Origin of the sequence: Peribacillus sp. FSL P2-0133 (genome assembly GCF_037975445.1) — a bacterium.
Taxonomy (GTDB): Bacteria; Bacillota; Bacilli; order Bacillales; family DSM-1321; genus Peribacillus; species Peribacillus simplex_E.
This window is the reverse complement of record NZ_CP150254.1, coordinates 1,309,168-1,326,593: the sequence shown is the minus strand read 5'-3', so window position 1 is coordinate 1,326,593 and position 17,426 is coordinate 1,309,168. Positions and strand designations below refer to the sequence as shown.

17 protein-coding genes and 1 pseudogene are annotated in these 17,426 nt (G+C 40.5%); 9 read left to right on the top strand and 9 right to left on the bottom strand.

The annotated features are described in order from the left end of the window. Nucleotides 1-210: 210 nt before the first annotated feature. The 3 genes from moaA to MKY17_RS06360 all read right to left on the bottom strand — a co-directional run bounded on the left by moaA (nt 211) and on the right by MKY17_RS06360 (nt 2,547). Complete coding sequence (gene moaA, locus MKY17_RS06370) at nt 211-1,224, bottom strand: GTP 3',8-cyclase MoaA (protein WP_098371315.1); 1,014 nt, start codon at nt 1,222-1,224, stop codon at nt 211-213. A 107-nt stretch (nt 1,225-1,331) separates the two neighbouring features. Continuing rightward, a complete protein-coding gene (locus MKY17_RS06365; protein ID WP_063232206.1) occupies nt 1,332-1,640 on the bottom strand; it encodes a metal-sulfur cluster assembly factor in 309 nt (102 codons plus the stop codon). A gap of 118 nt (nt 1,641-1,758) precedes the next feature. Then, on the bottom strand, nt 1,759-2,547 hold the full coding sequence (locus MKY17_RS06360) for a prolyl oligopeptidase family serine peptidase (protein ID WP_098371316.1): 789 nt from the start codon (nt 2,545-2,547) through the stop codon (nt 1,759-1,761). A 229-nt stretch (nt 2,548-2,776) separates the two neighbouring features. Here MKY17_RS06360 and MKY17_RS06355 point away from each other — a divergent pair, with 229 nt between their 5' ends. The 3 genes from MKY17_RS06355 to MKY17_RS06345 all read left to right on the top strand — a co-directional run bounded on the left by MKY17_RS06355 (nt 2,777) and on the right by MKY17_RS06345 (nt 4,097). Further along, on the top strand, nt 2,777-3,592 hold the full coding sequence (locus tag MKY17_RS06355; protein WP_076367175.1) for a Cof-type HAD-IIB family hydrolase: 816 nt from the start codon (nt 2,777-2,779) through the stop codon (nt 3,590-3,592). A 104-nt stretch (nt 3,593-3,696) separates the two neighbouring features. Continuing rightward, nucleotides 3,697-3,849, top strand: a complete 153-nt coding sequence (locus MKY17_RS06350) for a hypothetical protein (protein WP_164468789.1) — start codon at nt 3,697-3,699, stop codon at nt 3,847-3,849. After that, complete coding sequence (locus tag MKY17_RS06345) at nt 3,849-4,097, top strand: DUF3813 domain-containing protein (RefSeq protein ID WP_098371317.1); 249 nt, start codon at nt 3,849-3,851, stop codon at nt 4,095-4,097. Before MKY17_RS06350 ends, MKY17_RS06345 begins: the two co-directional genes overlap by 1 nt. Nucleotides 4,098-4,156: 59 nt before the next feature. Here MKY17_RS06345 and MKY17_RS06340 read toward each other — a convergent pair. Beyond that, nucleotides 4,157-4,393, bottom strand: a pseudogene (locus MKY17_RS06340) (general stress protein); the annotation flags it as partial. A gap of 136 nt (nt 4,394-4,529) precedes the next feature. After that, complete coding sequence (locus MKY17_RS06335; protein WP_098371319.1) at nt 4,530-5,372, bottom strand: YitT family protein; 843 nt, start codon at nt 5,370-5,372, stop codon at nt 4,530-4,532. A 156-nt stretch (nt 5,373-5,528) separates the two neighbouring features. Here MKY17_RS06335 and MKY17_RS06330 point away from each other — a divergent pair, with 156 nt between their 5' ends. From MKY17_RS06330 to MKY17_RS06310, 5 genes are all read left to right on the top strand, one after another. Further along, nucleotides 5,529-6,395 carry a DegV family protein gene (locus MKY17_RS06330; RefSeq protein ID WP_098371320.1) on the top strand — a complete coding sequence of 289 codons (867 nt, stop codon included), beginning with the start codon at nt 5,529-5,531 and terminating at the stop codon, nt 6,393-6,395. 68 nt (nt 6,396-6,463) lie between these two features. Next, on the top strand, nt 6,464-6,595 hold the full coding sequence (locus MKY17_RS06325) for a DUF3941 domain-containing protein (RefSeq protein ID WP_076367185.1): 132 nt from the start codon (nt 6,464-6,466) through the stop codon (nt 6,593-6,595). A gap of 103 nt (nt 6,596-6,698) precedes the next feature. After that, the gene (locus MKY17_RS06320; RefSeq protein ID WP_063232211.1) at nt 6,699-7,190 is read left to right on the top strand and encodes a YajQ family cyclic di-GMP-binding protein; all 492 of its coding nucleotides are present in this window, start codon (nt 6,699-6,701) and stop codon (nt 7,188-7,190) included. Nucleotides 7,191-7,428: 238 nt separating this feature from the next. Beyond that, nucleotides 7,429-8,304 carry an SDR family oxidoreductase gene (locus MKY17_RS06315; RefSeq protein ID WP_098371321.1) on the top strand — a complete coding sequence of 292 codons (876 nt, stop codon included), beginning with the start codon at nt 7,429-7,431 and terminating at the stop codon, nt 8,302-8,304. A gap of 120 nt (nt 8,305-8,424) precedes the next feature. After that, nucleotides 8,425-9,204, top strand: a complete 780-nt coding sequence (locus tag MKY17_RS06310; protein ID WP_260398028.1) for an MBL fold metallo-hydrolase — start codon at nt 8,425-8,427, stop codon at nt 9,202-9,204. Between the two features lie 39 nt (nt 9,205-9,243). On the opposite strand, the gene MKY17_RS06305 is transcribed toward MKY17_RS06310, so the two are convergent. The 4 genes from MKY17_RS06305 to MKY17_RS06290 form a co-directional block, all read right to left on the bottom strand. After that, entirely contained in the window at nt 9,244-10,287 is a 1,044-nt protein-coding gene (locus MKY17_RS06305) for a LacI family DNA-binding transcriptional regulator (RefSeq protein ID WP_098371323.1), read from the bottom strand. A 342-nt stretch (nt 10,288-10,629) separates the two neighbouring features. Continuing rightward, the gene (locus MKY17_RS06300) at nt 10,630-12,279 is read right to left on the bottom strand and encodes an alpha-glucosidase (RefSeq protein ID WP_098371324.1); all 1,650 of its coding nucleotides are present in this window, start codon (nt 12,277-12,279) and stop codon (nt 10,630-10,632) included. Nucleotides 12,280-12,358: 79 nt separating this feature from the next. Beyond that, nucleotides 12,359-13,894, bottom strand: a complete 1,536-nt coding sequence (locus MKY17_RS06295; RefSeq protein WP_098371325.1) for an alpha-amylase family glycosyl hydrolase — start codon at nt 13,892-13,894, stop codon at nt 12,359-12,361. Between the two features lie 149 nt (nt 13,895-14,043). After that, entirely contained in the window at nt 14,044-15,294 is a 1,251-nt protein-coding gene (locus MKY17_RS06290) for an extracellular solute-binding protein (RefSeq protein WP_098371326.1), read from the bottom strand. Nucleotides 15,295-15,661: 367 nt separating this feature from the next. On the opposite strand from MKY17_RS06290, the gene MKY17_RS06285 reads away from it, so the two are divergent. Further along, nucleotides 15,662-17,416 carry a glycoside hydrolase family 13 protein gene (locus MKY17_RS06285; RefSeq protein ID WP_098371327.1) on the top strand — a complete coding sequence of 585 codons (1,755 nt, stop codon included), beginning with the start codon at nt 15,662-15,664 and terminating at the stop codon, nt 17,414-17,416. The last annotated feature ends 10 nt before the right edge of the window (nt 17,417-17,426 follow it).

Below are 17,426 nucleotides of genomic sequence, written 5' to 3'. Positions count from 1 at the left end.
ATTTCCAGGCTGAATTTTCCCTAGGACCATTTAATTATTTTCATTTTCATGGATTCCTATAAAAAAATATAAATATGCATAAAAAAAGCATAAAAATCGATTTCGTCCATTGACTGGCATCAGAAGTTCCTAATAACTATATAAAAAATGAAGGGATGGCGTAATTGCCATCCCTTCATTTTTTATTCATTCGGAAGGAGTATTTGTATATTACCCGCCAATGAATGACATTTCGATTTTTTCCTGTTTCTTGGCCGTTCCCGCTGCCCGCTCATCCGAATAGCGATCGTCCCTGCGATTCCAAAGCGAAATGATGAACCCGGTCAATTCTTCATCTGTCATGCCGGAACGGAGCAATGACTTCAAGTCATGTCCCTTTCCATTAAACAGGCATGTATATAAACTTCCATTAGCAGAAAGACGTGCACGTGTACAACTTGAACAAAAAGACTCGGATACCGAGGTTATGAAGCCCACTTCTGCAGTAGTGCCCTTATAACGGAAGCGTTTTGCCACCTCTCCAAAATAATCTTCTTCTACCGGTTCTAGATCGAATTCGGTTTGGAGCATTGCAAGCAGTTCTCTTTTCGTAATGACATTCTTCAACTGCCAGCCATTTGTATGTCCGACATCCATGAATTCTATATAGCGTAATTGAATGCCCTCATCTTTACAAAATCGGGCCATCGGCAGGATTTGAGATTCATTGGTTTCTTTTTTCACTACCATATTCACTTTAACGCCAAGCCCAGCTTCTTTGGCAGCTGCGATGCCTTCAATAACAGGCTTTATACCGATATTCCTGCCGTTCATCTTCTTGAAAAGTTCATCATCGAGGCTGTCTAAGCTGATATTCACCCTCTGCAAACCAGCTTCCCTCAAATTCACGGCATGTTTTTTCAAGAAGACACCATTCGTAGTCAGTCCAATATCTTCAATACCTTCAATTTTAACGAGATTTGAAATCAGAGTGGTGAGATCTCTCCGGAGTAATGGTTCCCCGCCTGTCAACCTTAGTTTTTTTACCCCTAAGCTTGCGAATATTTTAGAAAGCCTTACAATTTCCTCATAGGATAATAGCTCACTTTTAGGCAGGAACTGAAAATTCTCATGAAAAATTTCAGCAGGCATGCAATACTGGCAGCGAAAGTTACAGCGATCTATGACTGAAATCCTTAAATCCCTTAGTGGCCTGTCCAATGAATCTTTAATTTGACTGTTCAATTAACCACTCCTAGCCGAAAGTATTAGAAAAAACCAGACCATAAAAAGTGACTCAATTGAATGGGTTCACTGTTTTTTGACTGGCTTTTCATTTCTATATAGAGTTATTATTTGATTCCTAATGCAATTTTAGCATATCTGGACATTTTGTCTTTCGTCCATGGCGGACTCCAGACAATCTTCACATCCGTTTCCTTTACCTCTGGGATATCTTCCAGAACCAATTTAACTTGATCGACGATCGTCCCAGCCATCGGACAGCCCATTGCTGTCAATGTCATCGTCACCGTAGTCAGACCTTCCTCATCCATATCCACATCATATACCAAGCCTAAATTAACTATATCTATACCAAGCTCAGGGTCAATGACCTGCTCCAAAGCTCCAATGATAATGTCTTTTGTATCTTGATCCACTTCGATCACTCCTTTTATGGAAAATCTCTTCGTTTTAGATTATCGGTTTCATCATTATGCCCGTTTTAGACTTTATTTTATGTCCGTATTAGAATCATAACAGATTTTGAGTGAGTACTTAAGCATTTTGCACAGTTGACAGTAAATGTTTCGCGAACCAGTCTGCAGTCATAAGTACGCCTTCCCTACTCACTTTATGTCCAGCCTTAGGATCAAGGATGAAATCAATTTTTTCATCTGCCTCATTATACCCTGCTTTGACAGCTTCATAAAAACGATATGCATGTTGATAAGGAACAACCGGATCTTTGGCACCATGCCAAAAAAGAAGCGGACGGTTGGAAAGCTTATCCTGATTCAGACTCAAATCAAATGGCTTGAGCTGTTCAATCACCTTGGCAACTTCCTCATCAGTAGCTGGGAAATTAACTTTCCTTTTCTTAATCTCCGCCATTTGGAGCTCTGCATACGCGACATATGATGGGTTTCCCATTAAACTGACTCCGGCGGATATCCATTCATATGCAGCCAGGGCCCCATTAGTCACTATTCCCCCCATAGAGGTACCAGCTACGCCTATTCTGTCAGGATCAATTAATTTTCGGGATAATAAATCATCCTTCAGCAAAGATAAATCCCGGATTGTCTGTAAAACCATTTCCCAAAAACGGGGCATCATTTGAGAATCACTTAAGCCAGCTTCCCTTTCCCCATGATGGATCATATCGGGAAGAAGCACACGAAAACCCTTTTCTGCCATTAAATAAGCATAGTGAAGATTGTGTTCTTTTGCACTTTGAAAACCATGTATAAAAATAATAACCGGCAATTCCTGATTGAAAGTGGTTTCTTCACCTACGTGCAGTACAGGAATATGTCCAATTAGTTCTTTTTCAATTATTATCAAGTTAACCCCTCCGAATAATTTGTTCCGGTCTTTTCAATGCCATTATCAATATGGCATTGGCATTCATCATTCCACTCCTTAATCCCGAGCTTCGCTTTAATCATCATGATCTTGGATATAGTAATATCATACAGGAATGCATAAAGAATGAAAAAGATTTACATTTACTTTAAAATAGGCTTAACAATATTTGCATATAATGAAATCAAAAAGAACAGAAGGTGTGTACATGGCTGAGAAACATTTAATCGTATTAGATCTTGATGGTACTTTACTTACAGATAACAAAACAATTTCTTCAAGGACTAAAAAAACACTCCTAAAACTAAAAGAAGATGGACACGAAGTTATGATCGCTACCGGGCGTCCCTTTCGCTCAAGTGAACTTTATTACCGGGAATTGGGGTTGACTACACCAATCGTTAATTTCAATGGCGCTTTCGTCCATCACCCATTACATACAAGCTGGGGGGTATACCACTCTCCACTTGATATAAGTGTTGCGAAAGATATTGTTGAAGCGTGTGATCAGTTTAAATATCACAACATCATCGCAGAAGTCCGGGATGAAGTTTATGTTCATTATCATGATGAAAAGTTGATGAACATGTTTAATGTAGGAAATCCGATCATGAAGACAGGTGACTTGCGCAATTATCTTCAGGATTCCCCAACTTCGATGCTAATTCATACAGATAGTGAATTCGTAGGACAGATTCGCCAGCATTTATCCGATGTCCATGCAGAATTAGTCGATCATCGCCGCTGGGCAGAGCCTTTTCATATCATCGAAATAATAAAAAGCGGGTTAAGTAAAGCCGTAGGTTTAAAACGTGTATCCAACTATCTGGAAATCCCTCAAAACAGGATAATCGCTTTCGGTGATGAAGATAATGATTTGGAAATGCTCGATTACGCGGGAACCGGGGTGGCCATGGGAAATGCGATTTCACCAGTAAAAACGGTAGCAAATACGACTACATTGACGAATGAAGAAGATGGTATAGCGGTCTTCCTCGAAGAAAAATTCAATATAAAAGCCTAATACGTCATTTTTTACCTTAATAATATCTCTTTTTCAAGCCAAACTAATATGGACAACAGCTTCCATTCCGTTGTCGACAACGCTCAGAATCGGAGGAGATAAGAATGGGTAAAAGCAGTAAATCTAAACGATTTGTACAGCAAGGCAAAGAAAGTGTTGCCAGGCATGCCGAAAAAATCCCTTATCACACTACGTTTGAAGAGGCTGAAAAAGACAGGTTAAGAATTATGTCAGAACAAAGCTATGGTGGTTTCTAATGGGAAACAATTTATTCCAGAAGGCAAGGGAATTTGTTGAAGAAGCTCTCCACTCTGAGCATGAAGGTGACCAGCATAAGACAGAGGAAATCGCTAAAAATGCTCTTCACTCTGAGCATGAAGGTGACCAGCGCAAGACAGAGGAAATCGCTAAAAACGCTCTTTCATCAGCCTTTGCCAATACGACCGAGGCCGAAAAAGAACAACTGCGAGAACTCCAGGAAGAGCTGGAAAACCACTCTAAATAACGTGAAAGCCTCCAGGATTCCTGGAGGCTTTCGCTTTGTTTTCATCAATTGTTATTTCGTGCCTTACCGCCTTTTTCACCAATTTCTTTATAAAAGCCTTTACCATGGGAATCAGCAGTGGCTTCTCCGCCCTTTTGTCCAATTTCTTGATAGAATTCCTTCTCATGATTATCCGATGTAGCTTCTCCGCCCTTTTGCCCAATTTCCCGGTAAAAATCCTTGTCGTGATTTTTAGAAGTGGCTTCCCCGCCTTTACGACCTGCTTCCTGTCTGCTCATTTTTTCGTCGTTAGCCATTTTTATCACTCCTTCATAAGATTTTAAATTGGCGCTACAATATAAGAATTAACCGTTTGATACAGGCAATAAACATAATACGCCTAAATATTATCTTTTGTAATAGAAGTGTAATGGCCTTAATTTTTTGTTAATATCATTCCCTGCGGAAAGTTCCAACAATGCCTGAAGTTTCTATGATATTTGTGAAAGCGTGTGGATCCACTTCCTTGATGATCTTTTCAAGGTCATACAGTTCATACCTTGTAATGACAATCAATAACATTTCCTTAGTTTCATTCGTGAACGCCCCTTTTGCAGGAACCCTCGTGATTCCGCGAACTAACTTAGCATGGATTGCCTGTTTAAGTTCTTCGCTTTTCTTTGTAATGATCATGGCCGTAAGCTTTTCATGACGCGTATGAATCGCGTCAACGACACGCGTCGATGTGTAAAGGGTAACAAGTGTGTACAAAGCTTTTTCCGGTCCATAAACAGCACCTGCCGTTACAATGATCACGCCATTCAGCAGAAATAAATAAGTACCCACGGGTTTGTCCTTCTTCCGTGACAGTAGCATGGCGATAATATCCATTCCGCCAGTCGACGCACCGTATTTCAAGGTGATCCCCACACCTACTGCAGCTATGACTCCGCCAAATACCGCATTTAATAATATGTCAGGTGACCAGCGTGTAATCGGAATGATTTCCATAAAGAAGGACATCAAGACAACGCTGAGGAAACTATAAAAAGTGAAAGACTTTCCAACCTTTCGCCAAGCAATGATCGTCACTGGAATGTTCAATAAAAGCAATAGAATACCTGTCGATACATTAAAAGGAGCAAAAGAACCAATCATCCTCGATAGAAGCTGGGCCACTCCTGTAAAGCCGCTTGCATATACGTTTGCCGGTATTAGAAAAAAGTTCATTGCGACGGCATTCAGTAATGCTCCGACCACAACTATGATAATTTTCTTCATTTCACCACTGTACATCCTAAAAACCTCCATTTCACCCTTATTCTATTATCTTTTTACCCTTAATTATTTATTCTATTTACGTAGAGATTGAATTTTCACCGTTACGTGCTACACTAAAATGTAGAGTGACCACTCATTTTCTAAAAATTGTAAAAAGAAAGCAGGTGTATTATGGCTATCACAATTCTGGCAGATAGTGCATGTGATTTGCCGTTGTCTTTCTATAAGGAAAACAATGTTTCATTAATTCCTTTACAAGTCCATCTTGACGGGAAAAATTATGAAGATTTACTTACCATTAATTCTCACGAAGTCTATCAAGCGATGATTGAGGGAAAAGCCCCGAAAACATCGCAAGCTTCACCAGAATGCTTTATAGAACTTTTCACACAGTTTGCCAAAGAGAAAAAACAAGGGATATATATAGCCTTTTCCTCTGAGTTATCAGGAACATATCAAACGGCAGTGATGATTCTTAATCAGGTGAAGGAAGAGTACCCTGACCTTGACATTGAAATCGTCAATACGAAATGCGCTTCGATGGGCGTCGGATTAATTGTAAAGAAAGCAGCCGATCTAGCAGCAAACGGTGCCACTAAAGAAGAAATCCTAGCTGACATAGAATTCCAAACCCGGCATATGGAGCATCTATTCACTGTAGATAACCTTGAGTATTTGGCCCGTGGCGGCCGCATCTCCAAGACATCTGCCCTTGTTGGCGGTTTATTAAACATTAAACCGTTATTGCATGTAGAAGATGGGAAGCTTGTTCCGCTTGAAAAGTTACGCGGCAAAAAGAAATTGATTAAACGTGTAATCGAATTAATGCACGAAAGAGGAAAAAATTTAAAAAACCAAACGATTGCCATCAGTCATGGTGATGATGATGCGACGGCCCTGGAATGGAAGGAAGCCATTAAAAATGAATTCGGGACAACCGATTTCATGGTCCATACAATCGGCTCCGTCATCGGTGCACATGCCGGTCCTGGTACAATTGCCCTCTTCTTCTTAAACGATACCCCTGAGAAATCATAAACATACATACTCCATTCCATAATTGTGAACAATATATATTGATCAGATAATGGAAGGGAGTTTTCTCTATGTCAAAAACAACCGATGACAACAAAAGGCCAAAAGATAACCAAGCGAGAAATGCTGAAAAAAATGTCGCCTATCAGGAAAATCTTGCTGCGGGTAAGCACTCCTATTCGAAGAAAACAGACCATAAATGAAGCGAGGGGCTTGTCCCCTCGCTTTTTTAATATGGTTTAGATAGTTGTCTTCCTATCACACTTTCTCTATAATAAAGGAAATAAAACCTGCTGGAGGTAAGTGATGGCAAAGGAAAATTCATTTGATATTGTTTCGAAAGTAGACTTTTCAGAGGTAACGAATGCAGTTACCATGGCTATGAAGGAAATACAAACACGCTATGATTTTAAAGGGAGTATAAGCAGCATCACCATTGAAAAAGAAGACCTGGTTTTAGTGTCCGACGATGAATATAAGCTCGAACAGCTGAAGGATGTTCTCATCAGTAAACTCATTAAACGTGACGTACCAGTCAAGAACCTGGACTATGGCAAATTAGAAGGAGCTTCTGGCGGAACCGTTCGCCAACGGGCTAAGTTGATTCAAGGCATCGATAAGGAACAAGCAAAAAAAATCAATACCATCATTAAAAATAGCGGTCTTAAAGTGAAAAGCCAAATCCAAGATGATCAAATCCGTGTTACCGGTAAGAACCGTGACGATTTGCAAGGAATCATTTCCGCAATCCGGGGCGCTGATCTATCCATTGATGTACAATTCTTAAATTACCGCTAAGTATGAAGGCCTCACCTTTGGGTGGGTCTTTTTTATTTGCAGCATTGCCTCGATAGCCGTCTTCCCTCCCTTTTTTCTTCAAATGAATCTCCTTCATGTAACAAGGAAAGACTAGTCATGTTCCCTTAGTTATATAAATAATTACCTATGATTTACTTGGTCATTTTTTCCATGTTTTCTTTTTTCTAAAAAAAGGAATAGAAAAAGCATAGATAATTAAACAGGAGGCGTTTTAATCTTGACTAACCAAAACCAAAATCAGAACAAACAAGGATTTCCACCTCAACATCAACAGCATCAACCTGGATTGGAAACAAAAATGGAACCGAACCCTGATTCAGTTAAAGCTGCCTACAAAGGAAGCGGCAAACTAAAAGGTAAAACGGCAATCATAACAGGAGGAGACAGCGGAATCGGTAAATCGGTTGCCATTTATTACGCCAAGGAAGGAGCAAATGTGACAGTTGCATACTTGGATGAACACGAGGATGCCAAAGCGACTAGAGAATTGATCGAAAAAGAAGGACAGAAATGTTTACTCATTTCCGGAGATATCGGTGATGAATCCTTCTGCCAGGATGTCGTCAAAAAAACGGTTGATGAATTTGGCGGTTTGGACATACTAGTCAACAACGCCGGTGAACAGCATGTGCAGACAAGTATCCTTGACATTTCAGCTGAACAATTGGAAAAAACGTTCCGCACGAATATTTTCTCGATGTTCCACTTAACTAAAGCTGCATTGAAGCACCTTAAAAAAGGAAGCAGCATCATTAATACAACCTCTATCACAGCCTATCAAGGCAACCCAAAACTAATCGATTACTCTTCAACAAAAGGTGCAATATTGGCATTTACAAGGGCCCTGTCGAACTCTATTTCAAAAGATGGCATCAGAGTGAACGGTGTTGCGCCAGGACCGATCTGGACACCGCTGATTCCTGCCTCATTCGGGGAAGAGGATGTTGCCAAATTCGGACAGGATACTCCAATGGGCCGTGCAGGGCAGCCAGAGGAATTAGCACCAGCATATGTATATTTGGCAAGTGATGATTCATCCTATGTCAGCGGACAAGTCATCCACGTAAACGGCGGGACCGTGGTAAACGGATAAGCTTTACCCTTTCAAAAGTAGTGGATTTCACAAATCCACTGCTTTTACTCTTTCAAGCAGGATATTTCCGGTTAAAGCGGAATATATGAATGGGAAGGAGTGGAGTCATTTTTGAAAAATATTGTAGATCCATGGTTCACCGTTCAGGAATTGGACTCAGAAACGTTTGCAATCAGTGAATATGGTCATTGGGAGAAAGTCCATTCCTTTTTATTACTTGGGGAGACCCAAGCTGCGTTAATCGACACAGGATTAGGCATCTGTTCAATTAAGCGGATTACAGACCAGCTTACCGATCTTCCGATTATCGTCTTGACGACACACGTTCATGCCGATCATATTGGCGGTCATGGGGATTATGAAACAATTTATGTTCATGGTGATGATGCCAATTGGCTGATCAACGGCATTGAAGGTTTGTCCTTGGAACAAATAAGAAAGAACATGGCCCGGGACATCACTGTCCCCATACCCGAATCATTCGATCCTTTTACATATAAGCCATACCGGGGGTCCCCTGATAGGCTCTTATCGGATGGGGACACGATTGATCTTGGGAACCGCAGTTTAGGCATTTATCACACACCTGGGCATTCACCTGGCCACATCTCAATTTTGGATAATGAAACAGGTTATTTATTTACTGGCGACCTGCTTTATTCAGATACTCCAGTTTATGCATTTTATCCCTCGACAAGCCCTGAAGACCTTGTGAATTCATTAGAAAAAATCGCAAAAATCAAGGCAGTATCCAAAATTTATGGCGGACACAACCAACTCGGCCTCGAACCAGGGATCTTTGAGGAAGTCCTTGAAGCCATTCAATACCTTAAAGAGAATAATTTAGTCAGACACGGAACGGGTGTACATGCATTCAAAAGTTTCAGTGTACATTTCTAGGAAAAAAAAGGCATTGCTTTTATGCAATGCCCTTTTCGTTCAATAAGTCATGGCCATTACACCTTGCTTGATCGATCTGCAGGAATGCCTTTCCACGAAATGATGTGGAATGATGGTCCCAGCAGGAGCATCTCCAGTCTGCAGCATTTGAATGATGCCCTTAGCGGCCTGATAGCCCAAATCAAAAATATTGATATCTACGGAAGTCAGGGCTGGTAATGACAGTTCAGAGAAAAGAACGTTATTGAAGCTGACGATTGAAATTTCTTCAGGAGTGCGCACGCCCATCTCACGAAGTGAATGCACGATGCCAAGTGCCATAAGATCATCACTGACCACCAAAGCGGTTGGTGGTTCATCGATGGATAGTAACCTTTTTGCAGCTGCTTGTCCCCCTTCATGCAAAAAATCTTCATGCAGGGTATATTCCCTCCTTCGATCGATTCCAGCCCTCTTCAATGCCCGTTCATATCCTGACAGGCGATCAAGGGTCATCACAAGGGTTACGTCACCTCCGATGAATCCAATCCTTTCATGTCCTAGCTGTACGAGGTAATCCGTTGCCTGTTCGGCAGCCAAGACATTATCATTATCAACATATGTTATCTCCTCGATAAAATCATAGGGTTTCCCAATGATCACAAATGGAAAAGCCCTTGCTCTCAAATAGGTCAGAATGTGATCGTTCATCCTTGAATACATCAGGATTATTCCATCAACCATCCCCCCCTGCACCATATTCACTACTCCTTCGTAGATTTCATCTTCTGTTTTTCCCGTGCTTAGCAACAGGGAATAATGATTTTCCTGAGCTCCCTCACTTAGACCCTGAAGGATCGTCGGAAAAAACGGATTTTGATAATAATCATTTGAAGAACTTGGCATTACCAAGCCAATGATCCTGGTCGATTGATTGGCAAGACTACGTGCAATGAAGTTTGGATGGTATCCTAATTTACTCATCGCCTTACGTACCCGTAACTTTGTTTTTTCACTTATCCGAGGATTGTTTGCAATCACTCGAGAAACTGTTGAAGGAGCAACATTCGCTAACTGTGCCACATCTTTTATTGTTATGGCCATGCATTTCCCCTCTCCCCTCTTAGCCTTTATTGACTTCATTTAATACAAGGTGAATACCAATAAACACTTCTCTAATATTCGTTTTATATTTATACATTTTGTATGTATTCATAATACACTCAGTTCGATAGTTATATCCATACTTTTTTTAATGTTTGTTCAATTTTTCAGAAAATACTTACTTTTCCGTTTTTTTTCATCTTTGTTTTAAAATTCAAAAAGAAGCTGATGTATGATCAGCTTCTAAAAAACGGCATGTCTATTGGAGATTAAGAAGTCAGACGACTAACTACATAGGATTTAAGCTGATTTCCAATCAAGTCCATAGAAGTGATATACAAATTAATAACGATAAACCCTCGTTTCATATGGACGTAAATCAATAAGGGACACCTCAGGACAATCCTCATAATTAGCTAGCAAAAGTTCCATTTCCCCCCAGTGAGAGAGGTCGATTTGGTGGTGATTCATGCTAAAATTACATACTACCATGACTGAATTATCATTCATGTTTCTTGTATAAATATAAAGTTCAGGATGATCTTCCCATAATAATTCATATTCCCCGTAAACAAGGACCTGATGTTTTTTTCGAAGATCAATCATCTTTTTATAAAAATGATAAATGGATGACGGGTCATTTTTCTGCTGTTCTACATTAATGGCGCGATAATTGGGATTAACCCTCATCCAAGGTGTTCCGTGCGTGAAACCGCCATTTTCAAAATCATTCCATTGCATCGGTGTTCGTGAATTATCACGGCCGCTATGCCAGATAATGTTCATGATTTCATCATGCGGACGACCTTTGGAGGTCTCTATCCGGTAAAAGTTTTTCATTCCTACATCATCATAATCATCAATCGAATCAAATTGGACATTCGTCATGCCAATTTCCTGACCTTGATAAATAAAAGGTGTGCCTTGCATGAAAAAGTAAAGAGCCCCAATCATTTTTGCGCTTTCCAACCAGTATTGATGATCATTTCCCCAGGTGGATACACTTCTTGGCTGGTCATGATTTTCAAAAAACAAAGCATTCCATCCTTTGTTTTTCAGCCCCTTTTGCCATTTGGTCATTGTGCGCTTTAACCCCTGAACATCAACATCGTGATTCTGTCCCCTATTCCAAAGTCCAAGATGTTCAAATTGAAATATCATATTGAACTTCCCATTCGATTCCCCGACCCATTCTTCCGCCTGCTCAATCCTGACGCCATTGGCCTCACCGACCGTCATGATATCATACTTAGAGAAAGTCTCTTCTTTCAACTCCTTAAGGTAATCCAGAATCCCGTCCTGATTGGTGTGCATTTCAAACGCAGGTACGTACTGATGCCAATATGGATTGGGCATATCCGGAAGGCCATCACGCTTATGAATATGCGTGATCGCATCAATTCGGAAGCCATCGATTCCCTTATCGAGCCACCAATTGACCATTTCATATAATGCCTTTCGTACATCAGTATTTTTCCAGTTTAAGTCTGGCTGCTTTTCGGCAAATAAATGTAAATAGTATTGATTGGTCCTTTCATCGAATTTCCAGGCACTTCCGGAAAAGATGCTTTCCCAATTATTAGGCTCACGACCGTCCTGCCCATCCCTCCATATATACCAATCCCGTTTCGGATTATCGCGGGACGAACGTGACTCTACGAACCAGGGGTGCTCATCACTTGTATGATTCAAAACAAGATCGAGTATCACCTTCATCCCACGTCCGTGAACATCTTTCAATAATAGATCAATATCTTCGTTTGAACCGAATTCATCGGAAACTGCTTGATAATCACTAATATCATAGCCATTATCCGCATTGGGCGATTTATAAAACGGACAAATCCAAATAACATCTATCCCTAATTCCTGCAAATAGTCAAGCTTTGAAATCAAACCTTTTATATCACCGACTCCATCACCATTACTATCCATGAAACTGCGCGGGTATATTTGATAGCAGACCGCTTCTTTCCACCAGGTCTTATTCATGCTGTAACCTCCCGATCCTGTTTTCCACAAAGCCTTAGGGACAATGTTTGGCGGCTACCGACAATCGAGAGGTATATGATTATTTTGGTTGGTTCCGTTTTGAACGCTTAATAACCAAAGCAATGAATATACCAAAAATAAGAAGAACCAATCCTATGACTAACAGGTAAGGAATATTAATAATCGATTTAGGTGACAGTGTGTAGACTTCTGTCGTCTCCCTGTCGATTACGATAGAGTAACTGTTGTCCTTACTGCGGACCAGATCCCCATTCAGCATACCTCTCAACTCTTTATTACTTTCAAGTTCCTTATCAGTAAGGTTTATCGTTTGAGTTTCAGTCGTATTGTTCATGGCGACGACAATCGTTTCATCACCATATACACGCTTGAATACCGAAGCTCCACCTTTTTCATATAAAAGCTCCATATCCCCCTTTACCAACGCTGGGTACAAGTCTCTGAGATCAGAAAGCTTTGTTATATATTCCACCAATTCCTGTTCTGTCTTAAAATTCATCAACTTGTGATTATCCGGGGCATTATCCCCATTTAAGGCAATTTCCGATCCATAAAATACGATTGGCACCCCTGGCATCGTATATAGATACGACAGCGCCATTCTCCATCTGGAACCTGGATTTTCGTTATGGTCGGCTGCATCCTTTGTAAAACGGGGCATTCCCTGTGTATCCATGAATAATGCCTGCTGGGCATTGCCCCCTAATTCATCTTCGCTTTTCTCAAACGCATTAAAAACAGGTTTCAATTCTTTATCGGGTGCAGCAAATGCTTCCCGTAGCTCAGCATTTTGTGGATAAGCCATAAAAGCATCGATACCCGTCTTCTTGTAGCTTGATATCAAATCGGCATCACCTTGTACATCGCCGATTGTATAGAAATTTGATTTTTCAGATTTGACTGCATCCACAAATTCCTTCCAAAAATCTTTTGCTACGTATTGGACTTTATTTATACGGTAACCATCAATATCGGTTTCCGTTATCCACCATTTGGCAGCATCAAGTAAATATTTCCTTGTTTCCTCATTATCTTGATTCAAATCGGGAAGATCATCAACCCAGCCTGTTTCCAAATCCTTTTGGCTACTGTCCTGGGAAATCTTTTTTTCTTCATGGAACCAATCTTGTTTTTTTGGATTGGTCAGCCACGTGGAGTCAGGACCCACATTATTTGCTTGAAAATCAATGATCACCTTCATATCGCGTTTATGTGCCTCATTCACGAGTTTTTTAAACTCTTTCAATGTCCCATAATGTTTATCCGTTTTATAGAAATCTGCCACCCAATCGCCATGATAGCCATTTTCATCATTAGCGAAAATCGGTGAAAGGATGATAGCGGTATAACCCATATCTTTTAAATAATTCAGTTTCTTCGTGACACCTTCGAAATCCCCACCATTAAACGTGGAAGGGTCATTCACGTTCGCATCTCCATTATTTTGAGTATTCCCATCGAAAAATCTGTCGATCAATAATGAATATACGATTTCATCCTTCCAAGTTCGTTGTTCTTTTTCAGCTGCTCCTACTGGAATGGCGTAAAAAAGAAGCAACGGAATTAAAGCGAGTGATAACACTCTTTTTCTCATATCCGCTCTCCTCCTAGCTATCTCTTTACGCCTTTAAGATTAGCCTTTTGACCCCTTAACGTCAAATCCAATTTATAAAAAACTTTACACTAAAGGGACAAATTGGAGATACTGGTCATGGTTACCGAATCGGAAAAGGCAGAACACGATTAACGTTCTTTTTTTATCGTCTTAACCGCTTTATCCAAGGCCCTTTTTGGTTTTGCTTTTTGAGTGCTTATTTCATCCATGGCTGCATTCATCGGTCCCCATACCCTATTCATTTCCGGTATACTCGGCACTGGTTCAGCGTATTGTAATTGTATACTTATGGCTTGTGCCCTTTCATTTTCATTGATTGCGACATTGTGTTTGATTGATTTATTAGGAGGGATTTCCCCGGTTAAATCATAACGCTGCATTGCATTATCATCATTTGTCAAATATTCAACTAACTTCGTAGACCAATAAGGATGTTTTGTGAATGCTGTTACATGCCACCCTTTGATTTCCATCAACGTTTTCATTGGCTGGCCATTGGGCAATTCGGGCATGGGGGCAATTCCTGTATCCTTTCGCCCGGTAAATGAGTCACCGTCACTCATGATAGAAGCCAAATTCCCTTGTATGAACAACTTCTCGATCGCTGCCTTGTCGCCTTTAGGAATCACCCCCGCCCTATACCATTTTTGGATGTACGCAGCCCCTTTTATGGCACCCTTATTATTCAAACCAATGTCGGAAGGGTCCAGTTTTCCATTCTTATCTTTAAAAATATAACCTCCCATTCCAGCGATCACTCCATAAGAATCATGGAAATCATTCCATTTGGCATAGAAACCATGCACGTTACCCTTTCTTAATTCCTTCGCCATTTTATAAAGGTCATTCATCGTCTCAGGAGCCTTAGCCATCAATTTTTTGTTATAAATGAAAACGGATGTGTTTACGGATTTTGGCAATCCAAATACCTTATCTTGATACATCTCCCCACTAATTGAAGGTTCAATGAAGGCATTCAATACCTCATCTTCCACCTTCACTTCCTGAATTAAGCCTTCCTTCACGATTTGCCCGACTTTTTCATGAGAAAAAGTTACGACATCCGGGGCCTTTCCGTTTCCGATTGGCCCATCACTTCGAAGCCGCTCATACATCTCGGTAGCTATTTCAAGCTCTTCATGCTCAACTTTGATTCCATATTCTTTTTCAAAAGCTTCAATCACCGGCTTTAGGGCCTCCGCTTTACCTTTTTCCTCCCAAATGATCAATTTTTCCGGCTTCGCTTCATTGCTGGCTTTGTCTTCTTTTTTCTTATTTTCTTTCACTACTTCATTCTCCAAATCTGAACTGGTACCACAAGCACTTACACTAACGATTAAAAACATGGACATGAACAAATGAAAAATCAGCTTCTTCACTTTCATTCTCCTTTTTAAAATGTTTATTCTATCATGTCCAAAAGCACCAAATAATACTGTTTTTCAGTTCAGTCATTCAAAAAAAGCCACTTAATGAAAACGTTGCCAAATCTATTGTTATCATTATATGAACGGCTTTGGTTTTTACAACATTTTCCTTGGTGTATTTATTTCCTTGTAGTGATGAACACTTTTTGTTATTTTTTAGTTAATAAGTGCTTTTTTCAATTGAAATCGGGTATATAACCATATTGAAAAACACTTAACCTGGCTTAGTGCAACTTCATGGTGCCCCCCCCCTCATAAACAGCCGGAAAGTTTCCTTTTTCACATCCCCAAATACCTATAGAATTGGAGTGGTTTTATAATGGAATTTTCATCCATACACCATAGACCTAATGACAATTACGGCTATACCATCAACACTGAAACCCTACATATCCGCCTACGTACGAAAAAACAAGATATCTCCTCAGCTGGATTGATTTTTGGGGATCCATACATTTCAGATAATGATGGTCAGTGGCTGTACGAAGAACTTCCCATGAGTTTATCAGGCAGCGATAACCGTTATGATTATTGGCATATCTATGTGAAGCCTCCCTACCGAAGAATTCGATATGGGTTCAAGGTATCCTCAGAAGATGAAAGTGCCATTTACACGGAAAAGGGCTTCTTTAAAGAACCACCCCGAGATCCCGGAAGCTATTTTGCGATTCCCTATCTACATCAAAATGAAGTTTTCGGGGCACCGGAATGGGTCAAAGATACAATTTGGTATCAAATTTTTCCTGAACGATTCGCGAACGGAAACCCCGAAAATGATCCGGAAGGTGTGATACCTTGGGGAAGTGAAGAACCGGCCGTGGACAATTTTTTTGGCGGGGATTTCGAAGGAATCATTGAACATTTGGATTACCTAGAGAACCTCGGCATCAACGGAATTTATTTCACGCCAATCTTCCATGCCTACTCCAATCATAAATACGATACGATTGATTATCGGAGTATCGATCCGCAATTCGGAACGAAGGAAACATTGAAAACCCTAATAACCGAATGCCACAAACGGAATATCCGGGTCATGCTTGATGCCGTTTTTAACCATAGCGGCTACTATTTCCCCCCTTTTCAGGATTTACTCGAAAAAGGGGAGAAATCAAAATATAAGGATTGGTTCCACCCACATAGCTTTCCTCTTAAAGGAGGGGAAAGGCCCAATTATGAAACATTCGGTTTTTTTGAATCGATGCCAAAATTGAATACTGCGAATCCGGAGGTGAAAGAATATCTGCTCGAGGTCTCGACTTATTGGATCAAGGAGTTCGATATAGACGCCTGGAGGCTCGATGTGGCAAATGAAGTCGATCAGCCATTCTGGCGTGAATTTCGAACAACGGTGAAAAATATAAAGCCTGACCTTTATATTCTTGGGGAAATTTGGCATGACTCGATGCCATGGCTTCGCGGCGATCAGTTCGATGCGGTCATGAATTACCCGTTTACCAACCAAGTTTTTCGCTTGGTCGCTTCACAAACCATCAATGCGCGCGAGTTCACTGAAGAAATGACAGCCATCTATCACAGTTATCCTACCAATGTTTTTGACGTGACATTCAATCTTCTTGGAAGCCATGATACACCGCGGATTTTCACGGATTGCGGGGAAGATCTAGCTCGAACCAAGCTCATCCACGCAATCCTTTTGACATTCAATGGCAGCCCTTGTATATACTATGGAGATGAAATCGGCTTAACCGGAGGCATGGATCCAGGGTGCCGAAAATGCATGATCTGGGAAGAAGAAAAACATAATACCGAGCTTTTCAATGAAATTAAGACATTGATCCTCTTGCGAAAAGAAGAAAGATTACTTGCCAATGACGGAAAGTTCAAATTCCTTGATACAGCCGGTAACGATAATATCGTGGCCTACCAAAAGTATAATGGAGAACGTTCTGTCGTGATCCTCATCAATCCGACGGATGTCCAGCAATCCTTTACCCTTCCTTTTGATTTGAAAGGACGTACACTAACCGATTTAAGAACAAAAGAAACCACACAGGAAGGTAATTTTGAACTGGGTGGTTATCAATATAAAATTCTCGCATTCAATCATTGAAGCAATGAAA

Excerpts from the sequence above, each read along its gene's own strand:
- MKY17_RS06355 (WP_076367175.1), top strand. The coding sequence starts at position 2,777 with ATGGCTGAGAAACATTTAATCGTATTAGATCTTGATGGTACTTTACTT.
- MKY17_RS06350 (WP_164468789.1), top strand. The coding sequence starts at position 3,697 with ATGGGTAAAAGCAGTAAATCTAAACGATTTGTACAGCAAGGCAAAGAA.
- MKY17_RS06345 (WP_098371317.1), top strand. The coding sequence starts at position 3,849 with ATGGGAAACAATTTATTCCAGAAGGCAAGGGAATTTGTTGAAGAAGCT.
- MKY17_RS06335 (WP_098371319.1), bottom strand. The coding sequence starts at position 5,372 with ATGTACAGTGGTGAAATGAAGAAAATTATCATAGTTGTGGTCGGAGCA.
- MKY17_RS06330 (WP_098371320.1), top strand. The coding sequence starts at position 5,529 with ATGGCTATCACAATTCTGGCAGATAGTGCATGTGATTTGCCGTTGTCT.
- MKY17_RS06325 (WP_076367185.1), top strand. The coding sequence starts at position 6,464 with ATGTCAAAAACAACCGATGACAACAAAAGGCCAAAAGATAACCAAGCG.
- MKY17_RS06320 (WP_063232211.1), top strand. The coding sequence starts at position 6,699 with ATGGCAAAGGAAAATTCATTTGATATTGTTTCGAAAGTAGACTTTTCA.
- MKY17_RS06305 (WP_098371323.1), bottom strand. The coding sequence starts at position 10,287 with ATGGCCATAACAATAAAAGATGTGGCACAGTTAGCGAATGTTGCTCCT.
- MKY17_RS06300 (WP_098371324.1), bottom strand. The coding sequence starts at position 12,279 with ATGAATAAGACCTGGTGGAAAGAAGCGGTCTGCTATCAAATATACCCG.
- MKY17_RS06295 (WP_098371325.1), bottom strand. The coding sequence starts at position 13,894 with ATGAGAAAAAGAGTGTTATCACTCGCTTTAATTCCGTTGCTTCTTTTT.
- MKY17_RS06285 (WP_098371327.1), top strand. The coding sequence starts at position 15,662 with ATGGAATTTTCATCCATACACCATAGACCTAATGACAATTACGGCTAT.